This is a genomic window from Pseudomonas sp. WS 5051, assembly GCF_012985715.1.
Classification (GTDB): Bacteria; Pseudomonadota; Gammaproteobacteria; order Pseudomonadales; family Pseudomonadaceae; genus Aquipseudomonas; species Aquipseudomonas bubulae.
In genome coordinates this window covers 50,343-74,530 of the sequence record NZ_JAAQWV010000019.1, presented here as the reverse complement: position 1 = coordinate 74,530, position 24,188 = coordinate 50,343, and the positions used below count along the sequence as shown (strand labels likewise).

At 59.9% G+C, this 24,188-nt stretch carries 17 protein-coding genes and 1 pseudogene; 9 read left to right on the top strand and 9 right to left on the bottom strand.

Features of this window, described 5'->3' with window-relative positions; translation table 11 throughout:
- Positions 1 to 72 precede the first annotated feature (72 nt).
- The 6 genes from treC to tadA all read left to right on the top strand — a co-directional run bounded on the left by treC (position 73) and on the right by tadA (position 7,939).
- Positions 73 to 1,716 (top strand): alpha,alpha-phosphotrehalase, encoded by a 1,644-nt coding sequence (gene treC / locus HBN79_RS21540; protein WP_169917158.1) that lies wholly within the window; start codon positions 73 to 75, stop codon positions 1,714 to 1,716.
- Positions 1,717 to 1,754: 38 nt separating this feature from the next.
- Positions 1,755 to 2,978, top strand: coding sequence for a carbohydrate porin (locus HBN79_RS21535; RefSeq protein WP_095001629.1), 1,224 nt, complete (start codon positions 1,755 to 1,757; stop codon positions 2,976 to 2,978).
- Between the two features lie 59 nt (positions 2,979 to 3,037).
- Complete coding sequence (ptsP, locus tag HBN79_RS21530) at positions 3,038 to 5,563, top strand: phosphoenolpyruvate--protein phosphotransferase (RefSeq protein ID WP_169917157.1); 2,526 nt, start codon at positions 3,038 to 3,040, stop codon at positions 5,561 to 5,563.
- 2 nt (positions 5,564 to 5,565) lie between these two features.
- Complete coding sequence (locus HBN79_RS21525) at positions 5,566 to 5,841, top strand: PTS transporter subunit EIIB (RefSeq protein ID WP_095001444.1); 276 nt, start codon at positions 5,566 to 5,568, stop codon at positions 5,839 to 5,841.
- 233 nt (positions 5,842 to 6,074) lie between these two features.
- A complete protein-coding gene (locus HBN79_RS21520) occupies positions 6,075 to 7,451 on the top strand; it encodes a multicopper oxidase family protein (RefSeq protein WP_095018348.1) in 1,377 nt (458 codons plus the stop codon).
- Positions 7,451 to 7,939, top strand: a complete 489-nt coding sequence (tadA, locus tag HBN79_RS21515) for a tRNA adenosine(34) deaminase TadA (RefSeq protein ID WP_095001442.1) — start codon at positions 7,451 to 7,453, stop codon at positions 7,937 to 7,939. The genes HBN79_RS21520 and tadA overlap by 1 nt, the downstream gene beginning before the upstream one ends.
- Before the next feature lie 30 nt (positions 7,940 to 7,969).
- On the opposite strand, the gene cmoB is transcribed toward tadA, so the two are convergent.
- The 6 genes from cmoB to lon all read right to left on the bottom strand — a co-directional run bounded on the left by cmoB (position 7,970) and on the right by lon (position 13,990).
- Positions 7,970 to 8,926, bottom strand: a complete 957-nt coding sequence (cmoB, locus tag HBN79_RS21510) for a tRNA 5-methoxyuridine(34)/uridine 5-oxyacetic acid(34) synthase CmoB (protein ID WP_095024184.1) — start codon at positions 8,924 to 8,926, stop codon at positions 7,970 to 7,972.
- The gene (gene cmoA / locus HBN79_RS21505; RefSeq protein WP_095018350.1) at positions 8,923 to 9,666 is read right to left on the bottom strand and encodes a carboxy-S-adenosyl-L-methionine synthase CmoA; all 744 of its coding nucleotides are present in this window, start codon (positions 9,664 to 9,666) and stop codon (positions 8,923 to 8,925) included. Before cmoA ends, cmoB begins: the two co-directional genes overlap by 4 nt.
- Positions 9,667 to 9,750: 84 nt before the next feature.
- Complete coding sequence (locus HBN79_RS21500; RefSeq protein WP_095018351.1) at positions 9,751 to 10,386, bottom strand: lysoplasmalogenase; 636 nt, start codon at positions 10,384 to 10,386, stop codon at positions 9,751 to 9,753.
- 1 nt (position 10,387) lies between these two features.
- The gene (locus tag HBN79_RS21495; RefSeq protein WP_088379088.1) at positions 10,388 to 10,780 is read right to left on the bottom strand and encodes a protease inhibitor I42 family protein; all 393 of its coding nucleotides are present in this window, start codon (positions 10,778 to 10,780) and stop codon (positions 10,388 to 10,390) included.
- Between the two features lie 75 nt (positions 10,781 to 10,855).
- Positions 10,856 to 11,350 (bottom strand): hypothetical protein, encoded by a 495-nt coding sequence (locus HBN79_RS21490; protein ID WP_095001438.1) that lies wholly within the window; start codon positions 11,348 to 11,350, stop codon positions 10,856 to 10,858.
- A gap of 210 nt (positions 11,351 to 11,560) precedes the next feature.
- Positions 11,561 to 13,990 (bottom strand): endopeptidase La, encoded by a 2,430-nt coding sequence (lon, locus tag HBN79_RS21485; protein WP_095018352.1) that lies wholly within the window; start codon positions 13,988 to 13,990, stop codon positions 11,561 to 11,563.
- A 460-nt stretch (positions 13,991 to 14,450) separates the two neighbouring features.
- On the opposite strand from lon, the pseudogene HBN79_RS21480 reads away from it, so the two are divergent.
- A pseudogene (locus HBN79_RS21480) lies at positions 14,451 to 16,774 on the top strand (GGDEF domain-containing protein).
- 65 nt (positions 16,775 to 16,839) lie between these two features.
- On the opposite strand, the gene HBN79_RS21475 reads toward HBN79_RS21480, so the two are convergent.
- From HBN79_RS21475 to HBN79_RS21465, 3 genes are all read right to left on the bottom strand, one after another.
- A complete protein-coding gene (locus HBN79_RS21475) occupies positions 16,840 to 19,254 on the bottom strand; it encodes a glucose/quinate/shikimate family membrane-bound PQQ-dependent dehydrogenase (protein WP_169917156.1) in 2,415 nt (804 codons plus the stop codon).
- Between the two features lie 131 nt (positions 19,255 to 19,385).
- Positions 19,386 to 20,750 carry a carbohydrate porin gene (locus HBN79_RS21470; RefSeq protein ID WP_095001628.1) on the bottom strand — a complete coding sequence of 455 codons (1,365 nt, stop codon included), beginning with the start codon at positions 20,748 to 20,750 and terminating at the stop codon, positions 19,386 to 19,388.
- A 285-nt stretch (positions 20,751 to 21,035) separates the two neighbouring features.
- The gene (locus HBN79_RS21465) at positions 21,036 to 23,072 is read right to left on the bottom strand and encodes a TonB-dependent receptor (protein WP_169917155.1); all 2,037 of its coding nucleotides are present in this window, start codon (positions 23,070 to 23,072) and stop codon (positions 21,036 to 21,038) included.
- A 218-nt stretch (positions 23,073 to 23,290) separates the two neighbouring features.
- On the opposite strand from HBN79_RS21465, the gene HBN79_RS21460 reads away from it, so the two are divergent.
- Together HBN79_RS21460 and HBN79_RS21455 are read left to right on the top strand one after the other, a co-directional pair.
- Entirely contained in the window at positions 23,291 to 23,521 is a 231-nt protein-coding gene (locus tag HBN79_RS21460; RefSeq protein ID WP_095001433.1) for a VF530 family protein, read from the top strand.
- Between the two features lie 7 nt (positions 23,522 to 23,528).
- Positions 23,529 to 24,170, top strand: coding sequence for a Pr6Pr family membrane protein (locus HBN79_RS21455; protein ID WP_095024187.1), 642 nt, complete (start codon positions 23,529 to 23,531; stop codon positions 24,168 to 24,170).
- The last annotated feature ends 18 nt before the right edge of the window (positions 24,171 to 24,188 follow it).

Genomic DNA, 24,188 nt, shown 5'->3' with positions numbered 1-24,188 from the left:
CTTGATAGACGGTCCAGCGGCCCTTATCGCAGCCTGCACCAGCGGCTACAACGTCCAAGCAAGGAACACCCCATGCAAGACTGGCAGCGTTCAGTGATCTATCAGATCTACCCAAAAAGCTTTTGCAGCCACGCGGGCAACGCGACCGGTGACTTGCGGGGGGTGGTCGACAAGCTCGATTACCTGCAGTGGCTGGGCGTCGATTACCTGTGGCTGACGCCGTTCCTGCGCTCGCCCCAGCGCGACAACGGCTATGACATCAGCGATTACTACGCCATAGACCCGAGTTACGGCAGCATGGCCGATTGCGAACTGCTGATCCGCGAAGCCGGTGCCCGTGGCCTCAAGCTGATGCTTGATATCGTGGTCAATCACACGTCCATCGAACACGAGTGGTTCCAGCAGGCGCGCAGCAGCCTCGACAACCCGTATCGCGACTTCTATATCTGGCGCGACCAGCCAAACAACTGGGAGTCCAAATTCGGCGGCTCGGCCTGGGAATACGAGGCGCAAACCGGCCAGTACTATCTGCACCTGTTTGACCACACTCAGGCCGACCTCAATTGGGACAACCCCAAGGTACGCGCCGAGGTCTACAAGCTGATGTGCTTCTGGCGGGACAAGGGCGTGGGTGGCTTTCGCCTGGATGTGATCAACCTGATCTCGAAACCGGCGCATTTCCCCCAGGACGACAGCGACGGCCGCCGTTTCTATACCGATGGCCCCAACGTGCATGAGTACCTGCAGGAGATGCACCGCGAAGTGTTTGCCGGCCACGATCTGGTCAGCGTCGGCGAGATGTCGTCCACCAGCCTTGAGCACTGCATCCGCTACTCGCGCCCTGACAGCCAGGAGCTGTCGATGACCTTCAATTTTCATCACCTGAAAGTCGATTACCCGAACATGCAGAAGTGGGTGCGGGCTGATTTCGATTTCCTGCAGCTCAAGGGCATTCTTTCGGAGTGGCAGGTTGGTATGCAGGCCGGTGGCGGCTGGAACGCGCTGTTCTGGTGTAACCATGACCAGCCGCGTGTGGTTTCGCGTTTTGGCGATGACGGTGAACACCGCGTGGTCTCGGCCAAAATGCTCGCCACGGCGCTGCATTTTTTGCAAGGCACACCCTATGTGTATCAGGGTGAAGAAATCGGCATGACCAACCCCGGGTTCGAGCATATCGAGCAGTATCGCGATGTCGAAACCCTGAATATCTATCGCCTCAAGCGCGAAGCCGGGGTGCCTCACGACGAATGCATGGCTGCGATCAAGCAAAAGTCACGGGACAACGGCCGCACGCCAATGCAATGGGATCATCAGGCCAATGCCGGTTTCAGCAGTGTCGAACCGTGGATTGGCATCCCCGCCAACGCGGCGTTTATCAACGTTGAAGACCAGCGCAATGACTCGGCTTCGGTGCTGCATCACTACCGCGAATTGATTGCCTTGCGCCGCGCAGAGCCCTTGCTGCAACACGGTGTATACCGTCTGTTGTTGCCCGAGCATAAGCAGGTATGGGTCTATGTGCGTCAGGGCGATGGCGAGAGTCTGCTGGTGATCAACAACTTCTATGGCACACCCTGCGATATCGAACTGCCTGAAGGAGTGGTTGACGCGGGTATGAGCCAGCGGCTGCTGATCAGCAACTACGACGACTGCCCGGTGCGCAGCAGTCGGATTTCACTGCGTCCGTATGAGTCATTTGCCCTGCATCTGCAGTGATTACCGGTTTTACCCATAACAATAAAAAAGGTCGTTCCATGAAATCTTCACTCAACTACAGCATCTGTATCGCCAGCCTGTGCCTGCTGGCACCGTTGTCGGCCAGCGCTTTGGAGTTCGCCGGGTATTTGCGCAGTGGCGTGGGCAACTCGCTCAATGGCGGCAAGCAATCCTGCTTCAAGCTGCCCGGTGCCGAGGCCAAGTACCGGCTGGGCAATGAGTGCGAACAATACGCCGAGCTGGAACTGCGCCAGGACGTGTACAGCTTTGACGATGGCTCGGTACTGAGCGTCGATGGCATGGCCTCGCTGTACAACCAGTACGACCGCCAGCTGACTTTCCAGGGCGACAACGGTTCGGCGCGTCTGCCGCAACTGTACGCGCAGTGGTCGAACCTGCCGGGTCTCAACGGCGGCTCACTGTGGGCCGGGCGCCGTTACTACAAGCGTAACGACATCCATATTTCCGACTTCTACTACTGGAACCAGAGCGCCACCGGTGCCGGTATCGAGGATGTACTGATCGGTGGCCTGAAATACAGCTACGCCCTGTCGCGCAAAGACAACCTGTACCAGGAAAACTATGTGACTCGCCACGACTTCAACGTGGCCGGTTTCAACACCAACCCCGGCGGTGAGCTGGAGTTGGGCCTCAGTTATCTGGACAAGCCCGAGCGCACTGACGCCCACAGTGGCTGGGCCATTACCGCGCAGCATGTGCAGAGCGAGTTTCTGGGGGGCAAGAACAAGTTTGCCGTGCAGTACGGCGAAGGCTCGGGCACCGGCCTGGGCTATACCGGCGACTTTCGCCTGGATAACAGCAGCAAGCGTTATCGCATCGTCGAGTTTTTCGACTGGCAAGTGACGCCGCGTTTCGGCGGGCAGGTGGAGGCGGTGTACCAGAAGGATTTTCGCCCCGACGGCGGCAATCAGGAGTGGCTGTCTTTGGGCGTGCGCCCGACTTACGCGATCAGTGAGCAGTTCAAGCTGGTCACCGAGCTGGGGCACGATCAGGTCAAGGCCGCGGACGGTACGCGCAAGTTGAGCAAGTTCACTTTCGCGCCCACCTGGTCACCCAAGGGCCCAGGTTTCTGGACGCGCCCGGAAGTGCGTTTGTATTACACCTATGCCAGCTGGAACGCTGCGGCACAGCGCGCCGCCAATGAGTTTGATGCAGGCTCGGCGCTCTCCGACAGCGGTGCATTCGGTTCGGCCCGTCACGGTTCCAACGCAGGTTTGCAAGTCGAGTACTGGTGGAAGTAAGCGAGCTGTCGGGGCTCGCGCTCCATCGGCATTTAACCGAATCAACTGCAGGTGAAGTTATGGTCACATCCCAACAAGTGGAATTGCTGGCACCGCTGTCCGGTGTGCTGATGGCGCTGGATAACGTGCCCGACCCGGTGTTTGCCAGTCGCCTGATAGGCGACGGCCTGTGTATCGATCCGACGTCGCAGGTGCTTTGTGCGCCGCTGGCCGGGGTGATCAGTAACTTGCAACACACCGGCCACGCCATCAGCATCACCCATGCCAATGGCGTGCAGGTGTTGCTGCATATTGGTCTGGATACCGTCAACCTGGGCGGCAAAGGCTTTACGGCGCTGGTCGAGGAGGGCCAGCAGGTGACCGCGGGGCAGGCGCTGATCGAGTTCGATGCAGACTACATCGCCCTGCATGCCCGCAGCCTGTTGACGCTGATGCTGGTGGTCAGCGGCGAACCTTTTGTGGCCCCGTCACCAGGTGGCGTTCTGGTCGAAACGGGCCAGCCGCTGCTGCGTCTGCAACTGGGGCAGGCCGAGACAGTGGCCGAGGTGCAAGCCGGCGATACCCAGCGTTCCCAGCCGCAGCGTCTGCCCAACCCCAACGGCTTGCACGCCCGTCCTGCAGCGGTGCTCGCCCAGGCGGCGAAAGGCTTTGCGGCAACCCTTCATTTGCACAAACAGGGTGAGAGCGCCAATGCCAAGTCGCTGGTAGCGATCATGGCCCTGCAGACGGTTTGCGGCGACAGCGTTTACCTCAGTGCCTGCGGCTCAGATGCCGAGCAAGCGCTCAAGGTGCTGAGTGAACTGCTGGCTGAGGGTTGCGGCGAATCGGTCGTGGCTGTGGCGCCCGAAGCGCAGCCAGTAGCAGTGCCGGAGCCTGTGGCCAGCAACGAATTGCGCGGGGTCTGTGCGTCACCGGGTTCGGCCTTCGGTCATGTTGTGCAACTGACAGAAAGCGTGTTGCAGATCAGCGAACTGGCAACCGACCAGCGCCACGAGCGCGAGCAGTTGCAACAGGCCCTGGCAGGAGCCACCGCGCAGCTGCAAACGCTGTGCGACACCACACAGGGCAAGGCTCAGGCCGAGATTTTCAACGCTCACCAGGAGCTGCTGGAAGACCCCGGTTTGCTGGAGCAGGCTTTCGGGCTGATCGAGCAGGGCAAGAGCGCAGCATTCGCCTGGCAGAGTGCCACACACGAAACCGCGACCCTGTTCAAAGGCCTGGGCAATCGCTTGCTGGCCGAGCGCGCGCTGGATCTGGACGATGTCGGCCAGCGCGTACTCAAACTGATACTCGGGGTTCAGGACTGCGCACTGGAGTTGCCGGATCTGGCCATCCTGATTGCCCAGCAACTGACCCCGTCGCAGACCGCAACCCTGGATACCCGCAAGGTTGCAGGCTTTGCCACGGTCGGTGGTGGTGCCAGCAGTCATGTGGCGATTCTGGCCCGGGCGCTGGGCTTGCCGGCACTTTGCGGTATGTCGCCACAGGTGCTGGCGCTGGCTAACGGAACCGAGGTGTTGCTCGATGCGGATCAGGGGCAGCTGCACCTGGAGCCGGATCCGCAGCGGATCCGCCAGCTCACCCTCCAGCGTGCCCTTCAGCACAAGCGTCAGCAGCAGGATTTGCAGCAGGCGGCACAGCCAGCCAGTACCCGTGACGGGGTACGTATCGAAGTCAGCGCCAATATCGCGTCCCTGGCCGAGGCAGAGCAAGCGGTGAGCCTGGGGGCAGAAGGGGTCGGCTTACTGCGCTCCGAGTTCCTTTATCTGGAACGCAGCAGCCCCCCCAGCCATGCCGAGCAGGTTGCCACTTACAGCGCCATCGCCGGTGTCGTGGGTACCGGGCACAATCTGGTGGTGCGCACGCTGGATGTGGGCGGCGACAAACCACTGGCCTATGTACCGATGGCACACGAGGCCAATCCATTTTTGGGCATGCGCGGAATCCGCTTGTGCCTTGAGCGTCCACACCTGTTGCGTGAGCAGTTCAGCGCGATTCTGGCCAGTGCCGACCTGACCCGTCTGCACATTATGTTGCCGATGGTCACGCAGCTGTCCGAGTTGCGCATGGCCCGCCAGTTGCTCGAGGAGCAGGCGCTGGCGCTGGGGATCAAGACCCTGCCAAAACTGGGCATCATGATCGAAGTGCCGGCAGCAGCGTTGATGGCGGATCTGTTTGCCCCCGAGGTGGATTTTTTCTCCATTGGTACCAATGACCTGACCCAGTACACCCTGGCGATGGACCGGGACCATCCGCGTCTGGCCAGCCAGGCCGACAGCTTGCACCCGGCGGTGCTGCGCCTGATCGCCACCACTGTCAAGGCCGCCCATGCCCACGGCAAATGGGTCGGGGTGTGCGGCGCACTGGCCTCCGAGACGCTGGCGGTACCATTGCTGCTGGGGCTGGGTGTCGATGAGTTGTCAGTGAGCGTGCCGTTGATCCCGAGTATCAAGGCGCGGGTTCGAGAGCTGGATTTCGTCGCGTGCCAGGCCCTGGCGCAGCGCGCGCTGGGCCTGGAGAGTGCCGGGCAGGTGCGGGCTGCATTGCAGCCATTGGTGCAACCCATGACCGAGTTGGAGTCCTGAACATGTTCGATAAAGCGCTTAAAGCATTCTGGAAGGCCCTGACACCCGATCTGGTGGTGGATGAGCCCGCTAAACCGGTGTCGACACTGGATAAAACGGTGCTGGCTGCGCTGGGCGGGAGCGGCAATATCAAGACCGAGCAGCGGGTGGCCTTGACCCGGATCCGTGTGGAGCTGGCCGATATCACCCGCCTGGATCCGCAAGCCCTGCGTGTGGCGGGTGTGCCCGGGATCCTGAGCCTGCCGGGTGGGGTGGTGCATCTGGTGGTGGGGTTGTAAACCCAGTCCTGCGGCCCTTAGGTGGGTGCGGGCTTGCTCGCGATGACAGCACTGTGGTGTACCTGCAACACCGCAGCGATCCAATCACGAGCAAGCCCGCTCCCACAGGCTGTGTTTGCCTGCCAGCTGTGACCCTTCGCCACCCCGCCCTTACTGTTTCGCAATCGCAGGTGTATCGTATTCGCCTTTTGCGGGCCCAACGCCCGCGCCGGATACGAGAGGTAGTTGAATCCATGTCCTTTACCCGTCGACAAATACTCGGTGGTCTGGCCGGCCTGGTAGTGGTGGGTGTTGGCGCAGGAGGCGCTTCGCGTTACTGGCTGGGCAAGGTGGCTGCCGAGAACGCCGGCCACGATTACGAACTGATCAGCGCGCCACTGGACGTCGAGCTGGTGCCCGGCCATATCACCCAGGCCTGGGCGTTCGGTCCATCGGCTCCAGGTACCGAGCTGCGCGTGCGTCAGGGTGAGTGGCTGCGGGTGCGCTTTATCAACCATCTGCCAGTCGCAACCACCATCCACTGGCACGGTATCCGCCTGCCCCTGGAAATGGACGGCGTCCCCTACGTCTCGCAGCTACCGGTATTGCCCGGAGAATACTTCGACTACAAGTTCCGCGTGCCCGATGCCGGCAGCTACTGGTATCACCCCCACGTCAACAGCAGCGAAGAGCTGGGTCGTGGCCTGGTCGGCCCGCTGATCGTCGAAGAGCGCGAGCCTACCGGCTTCAAGCACGAGCGCACCCTGAGCATCAAGAACTGGCACGTCGATGAAGAGGGTGGCTTCCTGCCGTTCAGCATTACCCGCGAAGCGGCCCGTGGCGGTACGGCGGGGCGCCTGTCGACCATCAATGGCAGCCATGTGCCGACCATCGACCTGCCTGCAGGGCAGATCACCCGCGTGCGTATTCTCAACCTCGACAACACCCTGACCTATCGCCTGAATATCCCCGGCGTGGAAGCGATGATCTACGCGCTGGACGGCAACCCCATCGAGCCAAGGCCGCTGGGCAAGGATTACTGGCTGGGCCCGGGCATGCGTATTTGCCTGGCAATCAAGGCCCCGCCCGCCGGTGAAGAACTGTCGTTGCGTGATGGCCCGGTACGGCTGGGCACTTTGCGTTCGGTTGCCAGCACCGATGCAGCGGGCGAGTGGCCACCGGCGTTGCCCGCCAACCCGATTGCCGAGCCCGACGTGGCCAATGCCGAGAAGATCAACTTCAACTTTGAGTGGGTCGGTTCGATGTCCGAGAACCTGGGCCCGGATCAGCCTCCGAGCCTTTGGCAGATCAACGGTGTGGCCTGGGATATCAAGGACAAGACCTGCGCTGACCGACCGATTGCCAAACTCAAGCTGGGTCAGAGCTATATCTTTGAATTGAAGAACATGACCCAGTACCAGCACCCCATCCATTTGCATGGCATGAGTTTCAAGGTGCTGGCCTCCAATCGCAAAAAAATCATTCCGTATTTCACTGACACCTATCTGCTGGGCAAAAACGAACGTGCCCGCGTGGCGCTGGTGGCGGATAATCCTGGCGTGTGGATGTTCCACTGCCATGTGATTGATCACATGGAAACCGGCCTGATGGCCGCTATTGAGGTTTCCTGATGCGACAAGGGCGTCAACCCCTGATTATTGACCGCAGCCGCGATCAAGACTTTATGCGCGAAGCGCTGGCGCTGGCCGCTCAAGGCGCAGCGCTGGGTGAAGTGCCGGTGGGTGCGGTGCTGGTGCAGGACGGTGAAGTCATCGGCCGTGGCTTTAATTGCCCGATCAGCGGCAGCGACCCCAGTGCTCATGCCGAAATGATGGCCATCCGTGATGCAGCGACGGCTGTCAGCAACTACCGGCTGCCGGGCAGCACGCTGTACGTGACGCTGGAGCCATGCAGCATGTGTGCGGGGCTGATCGTGCACGCCCGGGTGGCACGGGTGGTGTATGGCGCGCTGGAGCCCAAGGCCGGGATTGTGCAAAGCCAGGGGCAGTTTTTTACCCAGGGCTTTTTGAATCACCGGGTGCTGTATGAAGGCGGGGTATTGGCTGAAGAGTGCGGGGCGATCCTCAGCGAGTTCTTCAAGGCCAGAAGGGCTCGCTGAGCCCGCTCCCACAGGGGTGAAGGGCGTGTGTTACTTCCTGGCCACAATCACCGCCCGCATTGGCGCCGGCAGGCCTTCGATGGTTTTGCTGTGGTCGTTCGGGTCCAGGTAGTCGCTCAACGACTGGTACTTCATCCACTCGGTGGCACGTTGTTCTTCAACGGTGGTGACGCTCACGTCGACGCAGCGCACATCGCTGAAACCGGCACGGCGCAACCAGCGCTCCAGCGCCGGGATCGAGGGCAGGAACCACACGTTGCGCATCTGCGCGTAGCGGTCTTCCGGCACCAGCACCTGGTTCACGTCACCTTCGATCACCAGGGTTTCCAGCACCAGTTCGCCGCCTTTGACCAGGCAGTCTTTCAATGCCAGCAAATGCTCGATGGGCGAACGGCGGTGGTAGAACACACCCATGGAAAATACAGTGTCGAAACCTTCCAGGTTCGGCGGCAGGTCTTCGAAAGGAAACGGCAGGTGCCACGCCGCTTCCTGCTGCAAAAAGCGTTGCACGGCCTGGAACTGGCAGAAGAACAGCCAGTTGGGGTCGACGCCGATTACGCTGTGGGCGCCTGCGCCGAGCATGCGCCACATGTAGTAGCCGTTGCCGCAGCCCACATCGAGGATGCGCTTGCCCTTGAGGTCGACATGCGGCGCGACCCGCGACCATTTCCAGTCCGAGTGCCACTCGGTATCGACGTGAACGCCAAACAGGTCGAACGGACCTTTGCGCCACGGTGACAGGCCCATCAGGGCTTCGCGCATCTGTGCACGGGTGGCGTCGTCGCAGTCGGTGTCCAGGGTCAGGCCGTTCAACAGGTCGATTTCGCTCGGCTTGACGTCGGGCAAGGCATCCAGCGCGCTTTGCCAGCGCTCCAGGTCGCCGTGGCCTTTCTCCATCTTGACGTCGAGCTGGGCTTGCAGGGTGTTGGCCCATTCAGCCAATGGAGTGCCGGCCAGACGCCGGGCAAGTGGGGACAGATCAATCATGGCAAGGCAATCAACGAGGCAAAGTTAAGACACTGGAACCACGGCACGACTTTCGAGAACCCGGCCGCCAGCAGGCGTTCGCGGTGTTCTTCGAGGCTGTCGGGCTTCATGACGTTTTCGATGGCGCTGCGCTTTTGTGCGATCTCCAGATCGCTGTAGCCGTTGGCGCGCTTGAACGCCACATGCAGATCAGTCAGCAGCCCGTGCTCTTCGGGGTCGCTGAAACGCAGCTTTTCCGAAAGGATCAGGGCACCGCCAGGCAGCAGCGACTGGCGGATACGGCCCAGCAGCGCCAGGCGCTCTTCTGGAGCGATGAATTGCAGGGTGAAGTTCAGCGCCACCACCGAAGCCGGCTCGAACGCCAGGGCCAGGATATCGCCTTCGATGACCTCGACCGGCAGCAGCTCCTGAAACATCGAGTTTTGCCCATTGAGGTACTCGCGGCAGCGCTCGACCATCGCCGCCGAATTGTCCACCGCAATCACCTTGCAGCCTTCAGTGCGCACATGGCGGCGCAGGGCCTGGGTGACGGCGCCCAGTGAACAGCCCAGGTCGTACAGCACGCTGTCGGGCCGGGCGAACTGGGCGGCGAGCACGCCAAGGTTCTCGACAATGGTCGGGTAGCCGGGCACCGAGCGTTTGATCATGTCCGGGAACACCCGCACAACATCTTCGTTGAAGGCGAAGTCTGGCACCTGGGTCAGGGGCTGGGCGAAAATACGGTCGGGTTCTTTGCTCACGGCGGTTCCGGCGGTGGAATTTTCAAAAGGGGCGGCATTTTAGCCAAGTTGGCGCCGGGATGCGCGGTCTGTCTGATAAAGCGTTCAGCGTTTGCCCTGGGAAAACACCGAGGCGGCAATGCCCCACTGGCCCAGCCAGTAACTGAGGATGATCAGGTAGGGCGCGGTGCTGAACGGTTGCACAAAGCGATCGATGCCGATCAGGCTGTCCGAGACTACAAACGCCAGCGCCCCGGCGGCTGCCAGCCAGGCCGAGTGTTTCGGTACGCCGCTGCCGAGGCGGGCGAGGGCGCGCCAGAGCATGGCGCTGATGGCCAGGGCGTAGACGCCCACGGGCACCAGCAAATCGCCCAGACCCTGGCTGGCCATGACACTTAACAAGCTGCCACCGGCAAGCAGTGCCAGGATCAAGGCCGGCACGGCTGCGCGGCGGCAGTCCACCAGGTAGGCCTTGAGATAGGCCAGGTGGGCAAACAAAAACGCCCCAAGGCCAAATACAAACAGGTCCTGTGGCCAGGCCAGCAGAATGTCGCCCAGCAGAGAAAACCCCAGGCCTATGCTGATCCAGTGTCGATAGGGGCTGACAGGCCCGCTGTGCAGCCAGCCGAGCAATGCCAGTACCGGTACGGGCTTGGTCAGCAGGCACAGCACCATGGCGTGCGTGCTGACGCCATAGAGGTAGGTGACAGCACCCATGATCGCAAGGATCAGCCACGCCATATCAGTTCACCGTAATCGGGCAGTCGAACACCTGCGCGGGTTCGGCTTCGGGTTCCCACGGTTGCTGAGAGGTCAGGCGCAGGCGCCCGCTGCCAGGGGCAAATACCTGAAAGCGCCATGTCGATTGACCACCGCTGCCCAGCAACTGGCCATTATCGCTGCTGGTGTAGACCTCCGGGCCGAGGCTGCGCAGCACGCCGCCTGCGGAGTCCTGGATAGCCCAGCGGTAGCCGGTGGTGGGGTTGCTCGGCAACGACAGGATCAGTTGCTGGCCCACATGCAGTTGCTGGGGGCAGTCGCTTTGATCTTCGAGCGTAACGTTGTGTGCAGGCTGTTGGGCACAGGCCGTCAGCAGGCTGAGGCCAAGCAGGGGGATAAGGCGTACAGGGGGCATTGAAGGCTCCGGTCAGGCAAACACAAGGGCGCAGCATAACCCATGAAGGGAGCTGCGCCATTCGTCGCCTGCCGATCAGAAAGAGGCGTGGGGCGGGCTGATGCTGAATTCGCCGCACATCTCCATGCTGTTGCTGTTGTGGTCCAGGCCTTCCATGGTGAACAGCCGGGCGCTGTAGCAACTCTCGACCACGCTCAGGTGCAGGGTGCCGACATCGGCCTGATTCAAGTGATACACCTGGCGGCCATCGATTTCAACGCACTCGATGTAGGACATGGACAGGATGGGGCCGTGTTCGTCTTTTTGGAACCGGTAGATACCCGACTGGATATTGATATCCAGGGTAAACGCAACCGCGCGATAAGCGGTTGAGCCAAAGTCATCGAACTCACCGGTAATGACGATTTTTTTCTGGCTGCTGGCAAAGGTCATTTCCTGCGCGGTAAACGCGGGACGATCCAGCAGTTCGGCCTTGAGTTCTCCCCGGGTTCTGGGGTTGAAGATTTTTTGTCCTGACTCCTTGAGCCTCAGGACATCCGGGTTCTCATATACAGGATGATGAAGTGCCATATTCTTTTCCTGCATTATTTTTGTGGGAATTGGCTCTATTAAGGATGGGAAATGAACAACCGTCTACTGTCATAAATGACAGTAGACGTGTCTAGTACGCGACTTGCGAGGAATTTTGGATCCAATATGCGAACTGTGTTGCTTTAAGCCCGACTTGCCTGATTGGCCGCAGTGAGGCAATCGCAGGCAAGTCAGGGCCTACAAACGGTTTTAAAACAGCACCTTGGCCACATCGGTAAAGCGCTTGGCAAAGTGTACGGTGATGCCTTCCTTCAGATAATCGGGCAGCTCTTCGAAATGCCCGCGGTTCGGTTCGGGCAGAATCAGTTCGTTGATTTTTTGCCTGCGCGCCGCAATTACTTTTTCGCGCACGCCGCCAATCGGCAACACATGCCCGGTCAGGGTCAATTCGCCGGTCATGGCGATGCCTTTTTTCGGCGGCTGATTGCGAGCCAGCGACAGCAGGGCACTGGCCATGGTCACGCCTGCGCTGGGGCCATCTTTGGGCGTGGCCCCTTCAGGCACATGCAGGTGGACAAAAGCTTCATCGAAGAACTTCGGATCGCCGCCAAATTGCTTCAGGTTTGAGCTGATGTAGCTGTAGGCGATTTCAGCCGACTCTTTCATCACTTCACCCAGTTGCCCGGTCAGCTTGAAGCCGCGATTGAGGGTGTGAATACGTGTTGCCTCGATCGGCAGCGTCGCTCCGCCCATGCTGGTCCAGGCCAGGCCGGTAATCACCCCGGTACCGCTGATGACCTGTTCGTTACGGAACACCGGCATGCCCAGTGAAGCTTCAAGGTCTTTGGGGCCGATCTTGATCACGGCTTTGGGGTCTGCCAGCAGCTTGACCACGGCCTTGCGTACCAGTTTGCCCAGTTGTTTTTCCAGCTGGCGCACCCCGGCTTCGCGGGCATAACCGTCAATCACCGCGCGCAGGGCGCTGTCGCTGATGCTCAGTTTGTCTTTGGCCACGCCTGCTTTTTCGAGCTGTTTTGGCCACAGATGACGCTTGGCGATCGCGACTTTTTCTTCCGTGATGTAACCCGAGAGGCGAATCACTTCCATACGATCGAGCAACGGGCCGGGGATCGAGTCCAGGGTGTTGGCGGTACATACAAACAGCACTTTGGACAGATCGAGGCGCAGGTCTAGGTAATGGTCGAGGAAGTCGACGTTCTGTTCCGGGTCGAGGGTTTCCAGCAAGGCCGAAGCGGGGTCGCCCTGGAAGCTCTGGCCCATCTTGTCGATTTCGTCGAGCATGATCACCGGGTTCATTACTTCAACATCTTTCAGTGCCTGCACCAGTTTGCCCGGCTGGGCGCCGATGTAGGTGCGGCGATGGCCCTTGATCTCGGCCTCGTCGCGCATGCCGCCGACGCTGAAACGGTAGAACGGGCGGCCCAGGGACTCGGCGATCGACTTGCCGATACTGGTTTTGCCCACGCCCGGCGGGCCGACCAGCAGTACGATCGAACCGCTGACCGAGCCTTTGTAGGCCCCGACGGCGAGGAATTCGAGGATGCGATCCTTGATGTCATCAAGGCCGGCATGATGGGCGTCGAGCACCTTGCGGGCGTGCTTGAGGTCGAGTTTGTCTTCACCCAGCACGCCCCAGGGCACCGACGACGCCCAGTCCAGGTAGTTACGGGTCACGGCGTATTCCGGCGACCCGGTTTCCAGGATCGACAGTTTGTTGATCTCGTCATCAATGCGCTTTTGCGCCTGGGCCGGCAGGGTCTTGCCTTCAAGGCGCTGCTTGAACTGTTCGATATCGGCGCTGCGATCATCCTTGGTCAGCCCGAGCTCCTGCTGGATGACCTTGAGCTGTTCCTTGAGGAAGAATTCGCGCTGATGTTCGCCGATCTTAAGGTTAACTTCGGCTGAAATCTCTTTTTGCAGCCGCGCTACCTCGACCTCCTTGCGCAGCATGGGCAGCACTTTTTCCATGCGTTTGAGCATCGGCACGCAATCGAGCACCTGTTGCAGCTCGTTGCCGGTGGCAGACGTCAGGGCCGCTGCGAAATCGGTCAGCGGCGACGGATCATTCGGGCTAAAACGATTGAGGTAGTTTTTCAGTTCTTCGCTGTACAGCGGGTTGAGCGGCAGCAGCTCCTTGATCGCATTGATCAGCGCCATGCCGTAGGCCTTCACCTCGTCGGTGGGCTCCTTGGGCTGCTGCGGGTACTCGACCTCAACCAGATACGGCGGACGGTGATGCTTGAGCCACATGCTGATACGCACGCGGCTCAGGCCCTGGGCCACAAACTGCAACTTGCCGTTTTCGCGGCTGGCGTGATGGACCTTCACCAGGGTGCCGTATTCCGGCAGGCTTTTGGTGTCGAAGTGGCGAGGGTCATCAGGGGGCGTGTCGACAAAAAACAGCGCCAGGGAGTGATGGGGGGATTTGCTGACCAGTTCCAGGGTCTCGGCCCAGGGTTCTTCATTGACGATGACCGGCAGCACTTGTGCCGGGAAGAACGGCCGATTGTGAATCGGAATGATGTAAACCTTGTCCGGCAGATTCTGCTCCGGCAATGCCAATTCAGTCCCTCCAGAATGTGGATGGTGTTCGGATTCAGTGTGTTCTACATCGGTGTACTCAGTGGTGTTGTCCGGAAACTCTTGCTGGTCGCTCATGGGGCACCTGCGCAATTGGGTATGGATGTTAGATGGGGCGCGGTGCCAGTGGTTTCAATGGTGAACAGATTTTCATGTGTAAGGAGAAGAAACCCCGTAGACGGATAGGCGGCTACAGGGAATATTCAACTGTGGGAGCCTGACCGACGATCAGGTCATTCTCGTGCCCCTATTTCATGGTCGCTTCGCAATCAAACCCAGCCTCACGCCTTCCTCGGCGGCAGAACAACTGCTTGCACGTCGATTGAAGAAATAATCCGTCAAACCCCCGTGCGATAGGCCTTTGTCGCCAACAACTTGACAGTAGACGGCCCGAAATTAATGGGTGATCTTCTGTCTGCAGCAGTTGGATCCATAACAACAAAGATGGATTGGAAGGCCACCGGTATGGCTTTTTCAAGGAAGTCGCGGGAGCGCTTATGTGGCCATTGGCATTCACTCAATGGATTGAGGGCGCAGCATGAAGTTGCGCAACAGTTTTCAGGCGCGTATCAGCCTGTTTCTTGCCTTGCTCCTGCTGTTGGTGATCGGTGCGGTGTACTTCGCCGTTAAAGCCGTGACCATTACCGTGGCCAGCGATCAGGCGCAAGAGCAGCTCAAGACCGGAACCCGGGTGTTCGAGCGCTTTATGGATCTGCGCTGGCGGCGTATCCAGTACGGCCTCAACTGGCTGACCAATGACTCGGATTTCCGTGAGGCGACGATCAAAGGCAGCCCCTCGCTGATAGAGCACGCCCTGCAGGAGTTCGAGGCGAGCCTGCATGGCAGTGAGCTGTTTGTGCTGAATCTGGACGGCAATATCATCACCAGCACCCTCAAGGGCCTGCCAGCGGGGCAGGCATTTCCTTATGCCAAGGCACTGCGGCTGGCCCGTCGCAACACCCAGACCATGGTCATCGGCATCCTGGCAGGGCGCCCGTACATGCTGGTGCAAGGGGTGGTGCTGGGCCCTTTGCCTGTGGTGCGCGTGGTCTCGGGGATGCCGATGGACGACGTGTTTGCCCATGAATTGAGCTCCCTGAGCAACCTTGAAGTGTCGTTTATGACGGTCAAGCCAGGCGAAAGCGGAATACTGAGCAGCACGCAGCCGGACTTCATGAGCGCCAGCATTATTGAATTCGTGCAGGAGCATACGCCGGGCTCGACAATCCATTTCAGCGAATTCCACGGCCGGCGCTTTCTTGGCCAGATGCTGCAACTCGCCAACTCCGGTGACCCGGGCAACGGCCAAGTCATGGCGGTGCTGCAAAGCCCGCTGGATCAGACGATGCAGGCATTCGACTCGCTGGATCGCAAGTTTCTGTGGATATCCCTGGGGGCTTTGCTGGCTTCATTGCTCGGCGCCTTGTGGCTGGCGCGGGCGGTTTCGCGGCCGGTCAGCCTGTTGGCGGAGGCTGCGCAGCGCATTGGCCGGGGCAACTACGAAACGCCGGTGGAGCTTACACGCAGGGACGAACTGGGGTTTCTGGCCAAGGCGATCAATGCCATGCAAAGCGGGATTGCCGTGCGCGAGCAGCAACTGGCACATAACGCCCTGCACGACCCGCTTACCGGTTTGCCCAACCGCGCCCTGGCCATGGAACGCCTGGGCAGTGCCATCAGCGCAAGGCGCGGCGTGGTGCTGATTTACCTGGGGATCGAAAATTATCGTGTGATCAATGAGAGCTTCGGCCCCGAGGGTGGGGAACGGATCATGCGTGAGTCCGCCCGCGTGATGCTCGACGCTCTGCGTGAGCGCGATACGGCGGCACGCATCACCGGCAACGAAGCACCCAGGTCGATGTGGGTGTTGCGCTGGCTGACAGGTTGTACGCATTGCTCAAGCGTCCGCTGAGCATTGATGGGCACGAGGTGTTGCTGGAAGTCTGCATGGGCATTGCGATCTACCCGCTCAATGGGCGGAGCGCTGAAGAACTGATCAGCCGTGCTGCGATTGCATGCCGGGATGCTGCCGCCTTGCCGGGTTATTTGCAGGTGTATCAGCAGGACCGTGACCTCGCCCACCAACGGCAAATCCAGCTGATCCGGGACTTGCGCAGTGCCGCCAGCGATGGCCAGTTGCAGCTGTATTATCAGCCCAAAATGGATATCCGCAGTGGCCATGTGCGCCAGGCTGAAGCGCTGTTGCGCTGGCAACACCCGGAACTGGGCATGGTCTCGCCGGCGGAATTTATTCCACTGGCTGAGCGCACGGGCAGCATGTTCCTGCTGACGGGCTGGGTCATCGAGGAAGGTATCCGTCAGTTGTCCGCGTGGAACCGCAAGGGCCTGCATATGCAGCTGTCGCTGAATATCTCGGCGGAGGATTTGCACGGTGAAAATCTGTTGATGACTGTCGAGCGCCTGCTCAAGCGTTATCAGTTGTCGGCTGAGCAACTGATATTCGAAATCACCGAAAGCACGGCCATGCGCGACCCCGAACACTCGCTCAACGTGCTGGAAAAGTTGCGTGACGGCGGGATCAGCTTGTCGGTGGATGACTTTGGCACCGGTTACTCGTCGCTGGCGCATCTCAAGCGCTTGCCGGTGCAAGAGCTGAAAATCGATCAATCGTTTATCCGCAACCTGGACGAAACCAGCGAGGACGCGGTGATCGTGCGTTCGACCATCGAAATGAGCCACAACCTGGGGCTCAAGGTGGTGGCTGAAGGCGTGGAGTATCAGCATACCCTTGAACTGCTCGAGCGCTGGCACTGTGATACGGCCCAGGGCTATCTGATCAGTCGGCCAATGGATGCCGTGGCGTTCGAGGCCTGGGTGTGGAAATTGCGGGCAACGGTTTAAAACCGGGCTCACAAAAAAGGCGGCTATCTCTCGATAGCCGCCTTTTTCAATACCAGCTGTAAATCTTACTCAGCCAGTTTGAACGCCATTACATAGTCACCTTTTTTGGTGCCCAGGCCGCCGTGACCGCCCGCCATGACCAGCACATATTGAGTGCCGTCCTTGCCGGTGTAGGTCATCGGGGTGGTCTGGCCGCCAGCAGGCAGGCGACCTTCCCACAGTACTTTACCGTTGCTTACGTCGTAAGCACGCAGGTACTGGTCAAGGGTACCGCTCAGGAAGGCCACACCACCTGCGGTGGTGAAGGTCCCGCCCAGGCTTGGAACACCCATGGACAACGGGATCGGTACCGGCGAGCTGTCACGCACGGTGCCGTTTTTGTGTTTCCAGATCACTTCGTTGTTGGTCAGGTCGACTGCAGCAACATAACCCCACGCCGGTGCCTGGCAAGGCAGGCCCAGTGGCGACAACAGTGGCTCCAGGATCACGCCGTAAGGTGCGCCTTTGTTCGGTTGAACGCCGGAGGTTTCGCCTTTGCGCGGGCCCATTGCAGCCACGTCGGCCTGCGGAACCAGCTTGGAGGTGAACGCCATGTAGCTCGGGTTCAGGAAGGCAATCTGGCGAACCGGGTCAACCGAAATGCCACCCCAGTCAAACACGCCGAAGTTGCCTGGATACACGATCGAGCCTTGCAGCGATGGCGGGGTGTACATGCCGTCATAGCGCAGGGACTTGAAGTTGATCCGGCACAGCATCTGGTCGAATGGGGTTACGCCCCACATGTCGCGTTCGGTCAAGACCGGAGGAATCATGTTCAGGTCAGAACGTGGCTGTGTCGGTGCAGTGTGGTCACCTTCAACAGCGCCGCCCGGGGCCGGAACCTCGGTGATCGGCACAATGGCTTCGCCAGTGCGACGGTCCATCACGTAGATGCTGCCTTGTTTGGTGGAAGCCAGCAGGGCCGGTTTCACGCCATCGGCGGTTTTCAGGTCCATCAGGGTTGGTTGACCACCTACGTCCATGTCCCACAGGTCATGGTGAGTAAGCGGACGGTACCAGCGGACTTTACCGGTGTTGATGTCCAGGGCGGTGATGCCAGCGGCATAACGCTCGGAATCTTCGGTACGGTCGCCACCATATTGGTCAGGCGTCTGGTTGCCCATCGGCAGGTACAGCATGCCGAGGTCTTCGTCGACAGCGAACATCGACCACATGTTTGGCGAGTTACGGGTGTAGGTTTCGCCTTCAGCAATCGGAGTGGTTTTCTCCGGGTTGCCGCTGTCCCAGTTCCATACCAGCTTGCCGGTACGTACGTCGTACGCACGGATCACGCCCGATGGCTCGTCGTTGGAAATGTTGTCGGTCACGTGGCCGCCAATCACGACCAGATCTTTGGTCACGGCAGGTGGCGAGGTGGAGTAGTAACCACCCGGAGCAAAGGTACCGATGTTATGACGCAGGTCTACCGCGCCATTGGTGCCGAAGTCTTCGCACACTTTACCGGTGTCGGCGTTCAGGGCGATCAGACGGGTGTCGGCAGTCGGCAGGAACAGGCGGCGCGGGCACGAGTTGCTGGATGTAGCAGCAGGCTCGGCAGCGCTTTGTTCAGTGCTGACTTTGGCGTAGGCGTTTTCGTCGTGATAAGTCACGCCGCGGCAGGTCATGTGTGCCCAGCCTTTGAAGTTTTCAGCGTTCTGAGTGCTGATCTTCGGATCGTAACGCCAGATTTCCTTACCGGTATCCGGGTCAAGGGCTATGACCTGGCTGTGCGGGGTACACACATACAGCATGCCGTTGACTTTCAGCGGGGTGTTCTCGGCGGTTGTTTCGCCGGGATCGCCTTCGCCAGGGATGTCACCGGTGCGGAATGTCCAGGCTGGTACCAGCTTGTGGGCATTTTGCGGGGTGATTTCTTTCAGCGGCGAGTAACGGTCACCAAAGGCGGTACGACCGTAGGACTGCCAGTCACCATCGGGCATGGCCGGTGCAGCGTTGGTCATGCCAGGTACGGCATCACGGTCCAGTTGGCCTTTGATTTCACCCGGGCTGGTGAACTGGCTGGCCAGTGCAGCCAGACCGGCCAGCACTACGGCAACGCTCAGTGCGCCGGTGGCAACCGGTGCCGACTGACCGCGCAGGACCGGGCGACGGAACCATGGCAGCAGCAGGACGATACCGATGGCGAACCACATGGCCAGACGTGGCACCAGTTGCCACCAGTCCAGACCGACTTCCATCAGTGCCCATACGGTGCTGGCGAACAGTACCAGTGCGTACAGGGTCAGTGCTGCGCGGCGCCCGGCAATCAGCAGTGCGCCCGACAAGCCAAAACCGATCCCGGCCAGCAGGTAGTACCACGACCCGCCCAGCGTGACCAGTTTGATACCCCCGGCCAACATGGCCAGGCCCATTAGCAGCAGCAAGATACCGAGAAGGCTCGGTAGCAGGCGGCTTCGACTGAAAGCACCTTCAGTGCTCATAGTGTGGTTCTCCGTTGCGTTTGAGGTGTTCCCGCGAGGGTGGGGTCTTTAAGGGACGAACCGACGCGGGAGTGAATCAGCTAAATAGGTGTTCGATCACAACCTTCAAGGTTGTTGTCGCAGTCCGTTTGTCAGAACGCACTTTGAATTTTCAGACCGCCAATCAGTGCGTCATCCAGCTGGCTGACGCCGCCCGGGTGGCGGATGTACTGCAGGTTCGGTCGAACGGTCAGCCAGTTGGTGACGTGGATGCCGTAGTACAGCTCGGCGCTGTATTCAGTGTCCTGGGGAGGCAGGTAGTCCGGGTTGTCGAAATCGTAGATGGCGCGGGCCTGGTTAGTGGCCTGGGCGTTCTTGCGATAAGCCGGGTTGACGTGAACGCGCGCCATGGCAAAGCCGATATCGTCCTTGGGACGGGCATCGAACACGCCTTTGTAGACGACGCCAGCCTGGACGTAGTTGTCCACGGCGTTGGTTTTCTTGTCGTGCATGGTGGCATTGGCAAACACACTCAAGCCCCTCGACTGGTCGCTGGCGCGGGTAGTGAGCTGTTGTTGCACACCCAGCCACATCCCGTGTTTGCTTGAACTGCTGCGATACGCTTCACCGGTCAAGGCTGCTGGCTGGCCGTTGGCATCTTTGTAAGCATCTGTTGCCTTGGCATTACTGTAGTAGTAACCCGCGCGGTATTCCCCTGGCAGGCCATTAATTTTTGGCGTCCACACCAGTTCGATCGGCAGTACTGCGCCCTGGGTGCCGCTGCCGCTGAGCTTGAAGCCGTTGCCGCGATCCAGGTTGGACGGGTTTTGCTCATAGGCACCGACCTGTGCGTACAACTCGGGGGTCAGGTGATACTTGACCCGCAGGGCCCACTGGCTGACGGGCCAGTTGTACCAGATGCTGCCGGCCCAGTTGCCCACCTGTGAACCGCAGAACGCCAGGTTCTGGAAATCGCAAGGGAACGAGTTGAAATCTTCGCCCTGACCAAAGCGGCCGACTTTGATGTCGAGCTTCTGGTCAAAGAATTTCTGCTGGTACCACATTTGCGTCAGGCGCGTGGTCTGGCCACGGCCCCAGACTTCCTGGGCCGAAGTGAAACCGCCCACCCGTGGATCGTTGATGCGGTCATTGCTGATGTTGTTGCCGCTGCGATGGGTGATGGTCAGCTGAAATTCAGCGTCGTCCCAGCCCAGGATCTTTTGCAGGTCCAGGTGCGTGCCCAGGCCGAACTGGTCGCTGTAGCGCGCCGTGCGGTCATGGTCATAGCCGCCGTGCAGGTTGGAGCCGACTTCGCCTACATAGTCGAGGGAAAAGGAGTAACCCTGCTTTTCCAGTTCGCTACGGGTACCACCCCAATCGCCGAGCATCCACTTGGAGTCAGCGTCAAAGGCGGGGGCCGCCTGCACGCAAGTAGCCAGGCCCAGAGCGGTAATGCCGCCGATCAAAGCCAGAGCTTTTTGCCCGGCAACAGGAAGCAGCGCGCTGTGTTTGCGCATATTCAGGAATGTGGACATAGGTCGAGATGCGAGTCTTTATAGGTATGGCTGTGGCAGTGGGTAGCGCTGTCTTTGAGGGCAGGGCTGACACTTCAGAGTTAAGGGCAGAATGAATCGTTTCAGCCCTTTATGCGGAAATGATAAAGCCCCGAAACGTTTAGAAACAGCACTTTAAGTGACATGGATCATTTCTGATTCAGTAACAGTGTGCTGCGACGGTTCGTCCCAGGGCTCTTTTGTCGCGCCCCGACTTGATTGGAGGCCGTGTATTTACTGCTGTGCAGCTTAGAACGTGGTGCGCAGGCCTACCTCGATACCGCGCCCCGGTGCGGGGGCGATGTCACGTAAAATAGAACTGGCATAACGCACGGTCTGGTTGGTCAGGTTGTCGCCTTTGACAAACGCCAGCCACTGGCTGCTGCCCACATCGAAGTGATAACCGGCACTGGCGCCCAGAGTGGTGTAGCCATCAGTGCCCGATTCGTTGGCCGGCACACGGCCCTGATTGCTGGCATGTTCGACGTCAACCCGCGCTTGCCAGCGGTCCATTTCCCACAGCAAGCCGCTGCTCAGGCGCAGCGGGGCAATCCGCGGCAAGGCTTCGCCGGTGTCGAGGTTGGTGGCGCGGGTGTAGTCGCCCGACAGTTCCAGTGCAAACTTGCCATAGGCACTTTCTCCGAGCTTCCAGTGATCCTTGGCCTCAAAGCCGGTGAAACGCGCCCTAACCCCGGAATAGGTGTATTCCGGAATGCCGTCGGCGTCTGGCTCGCCTTCGTCGTTCAGTGTACGACCTGTACCCAGCAGACCGATGTAATTGGAGAAGTGGCTGTAGAACACCCCGATGCTGCCATTGTGGGTGTCATTGTCGAAGCGCAGGGCCAGGTCGCTGGATACGGCTTTTTCCTTCGACAGATTGGCGTTACCTACTTCATAGGTGCCGGTAGCGACGTGGGCGCCATTGGCGTACAGCTCGTAGAACGTTGGTGCGCGTTCGGTATAGCCCAGGGTGGCCGCCAGCGACCAGATCGGGGTGAGGGTGAACACGGCGCCTGAAGACAGGCTGCCCGCCGTGAAGCTCCTTGAACGGTCCGCCGCGGCAAAGCGCTCATTGCCCTTGGCGTCCGGGTCGACCACGGTGCGCTCAAGGCGCCCGCCGAGGCTCAGTTTGAGGCGCTCGGTGGCCTGCAGTTCTTCAAGCACAAACAGGGCGCCGCTGTTGGTGTCGGTTTGCGGTACGAAAGCTTCTTCACCAAGGGCCGAAAATTCGTTGCGATTGACCTGTGCGCCAATGACACCCTCAACCGGGCCGATCGGTACATGGCGGGCTTCAACGCGGGCTTCGTAGCCCTTGTTCTTGAACGTGGTGCCGACTTCGCCGCCCTCGATTTCGCGGTGCTCGTAATCGGTGTAGCCGGCATCTATTTTCAGCGAGCTGAACGGGCCTTGCAGGTTGCGGATTTCGGAGGCAAAGGCGTAGTGATCCTGCTTCATGCGGATGCGTACGTCCTGCTCGGCCGGTGAGCCGTAGTTGGCGTCGTAAGTGCTGTACGACAAGCCTGCGTAACCATCTTCCCAGGTGTAGGAACCGCCCACGGCACCGCCGTCCTGCCGGCCATTGCTGTTACCCAGACGGCCTTTTTTCTCGTCACCGTCTTCGCTTTCGGGGGCATGACGGCTGCGGGCATAGCCGGGGATTTTCAGGTCGTTGAACTCGCGGGCGTTGGCATCCAGATGCAGGGCGAAGGTGCCATCACCGGCTTCCAGCTTGCCCGCGCTGCTGCGGGTGGTGTCGGCACCGCCGTAGCGCAGTTCGCCTGCCCCGTGAATGCCGTCGATGGCGGTAGTGGGGATACGGTTGTCGAAGGTGTTGACCACGCCGCCGATGGCGTTGCCGCCGTACAACAGGGCGGCAGGGCCGCGAACAATTTCGATTCGTTCGACGTTGACCGGGTCCAGCGGTACCGCGTGGTCATAAGACAGCGATGAGGCATCCAGAGCGCCGACGCCGTTGCGCAAGATGCGAATACGGTCGCCATCCAGGCCGCGAATGATCGGTCGGCTAGCGCCCGGGCCGAAGTAGGACGAAGACACGCCGGGTTGTTTGTTGAGGGTTTCGCCCAGGCTGCCTTGCTGATTAAGGGTCAGGTCGTCGCCTTCCAGTACCGTTGTGGGTGAGGCCAGCTGGGTGTTGCCCAAGGGGTTGCCGGTAATGACTTGCTGGGGCAGATCGAGGGCGTAGGCCGGGGAGGCGAGCAGCAGTGCGGTGGCGAGCGGCGTTAGACGAAGGCGACGCAAGTGACGCGGGAGTGCAGGGGAGGACATTACAAGTTCCTTGGCAGGGTGACGAAAGAAAGCGGCGCTGAGCGCTCTTTGACTGGACAGGTATAGTTACAATATAACATCACTTTAATCTGTCAAAGCGGAACTTTCATTTCTGCCCCGGGACACGGCTAGACTGGTTGCTTGGCGAATGCACTTCCCCCTGAGCAGGTGCTCGGCTAAGGTGCGCGGCTTTCTCTCTTTTGCTTTAAAGGCCCGGCATGACTGAACCCAACAACAACCCATTGCACGGCGTGACGCTGGAACAGATCCTCACTGCGCTGGTGGCGCATTACCAGTGGCAGGGGCTGGCCGAGCGCATTGATATTCGCTGCTTCAAGAGCGACCCGAGTATCAAGTCGAGTTTGACGTTCCTGCGCAAAACCCCTTGGGCGCGGGAAAAGGTCGAAAAGCTCTATGTGAAATACGCCCGTACCAAGCGCGAGCTTTGATCGGCACATGAGTGCGTTGTCCAGGCACAGGCTCTGCCTGCTGCTGGCGATCCTGGGCTGGAGCGGCCTGGCGATTCAGCTTGAGCTGGTACTGTTCGCCCGCTGGCAGAGCGGTGCGAGTGTGGTGGGTGGGCTGGTGAGCTATTTCAGTTTTTTCACCATTTTGACCAACACCCTGGCCGCCAGCGTACTGACCTGTGCAGCCGATACCCCCCCGTCAAAAGGCAGGGCGTTTTTCTTGCAACCGTGGGTTAGCAGCGGCATTGCTGTCAGCATTATCGTGGTGGGAGCGGCGTATAGCCTGTTGCTGCGCCAACTCTGGCAGCCTGAAGGTCTGCAATGGCTAGCCAATGAGATATTGCATGACGTGATGCCGGTGCTGTTTACGCTGTACTGGTGGTTTTACGTGCCCAAGGGATTGTTGCGCGTGAGCCATATCGGACTCTGGATGCTGTATCCGCTGCTGTATTTCGCCTACATCCTGTTGCGTGGGCACCTGCTGGGTGTGTACCCGTATCCGTTTGTCGATGTCGAAAAACTGGGCTATTGGCAGACGTTTATCAATGCTGGCGGAATTCTGGCGGGGTTTGTGGCGGTGGCATTGGGGGTGGTGGCGGTGGATCGTCTCAGGGGGCGCAAGTACTTGTAGCAGCTGCCGAAGGAACGA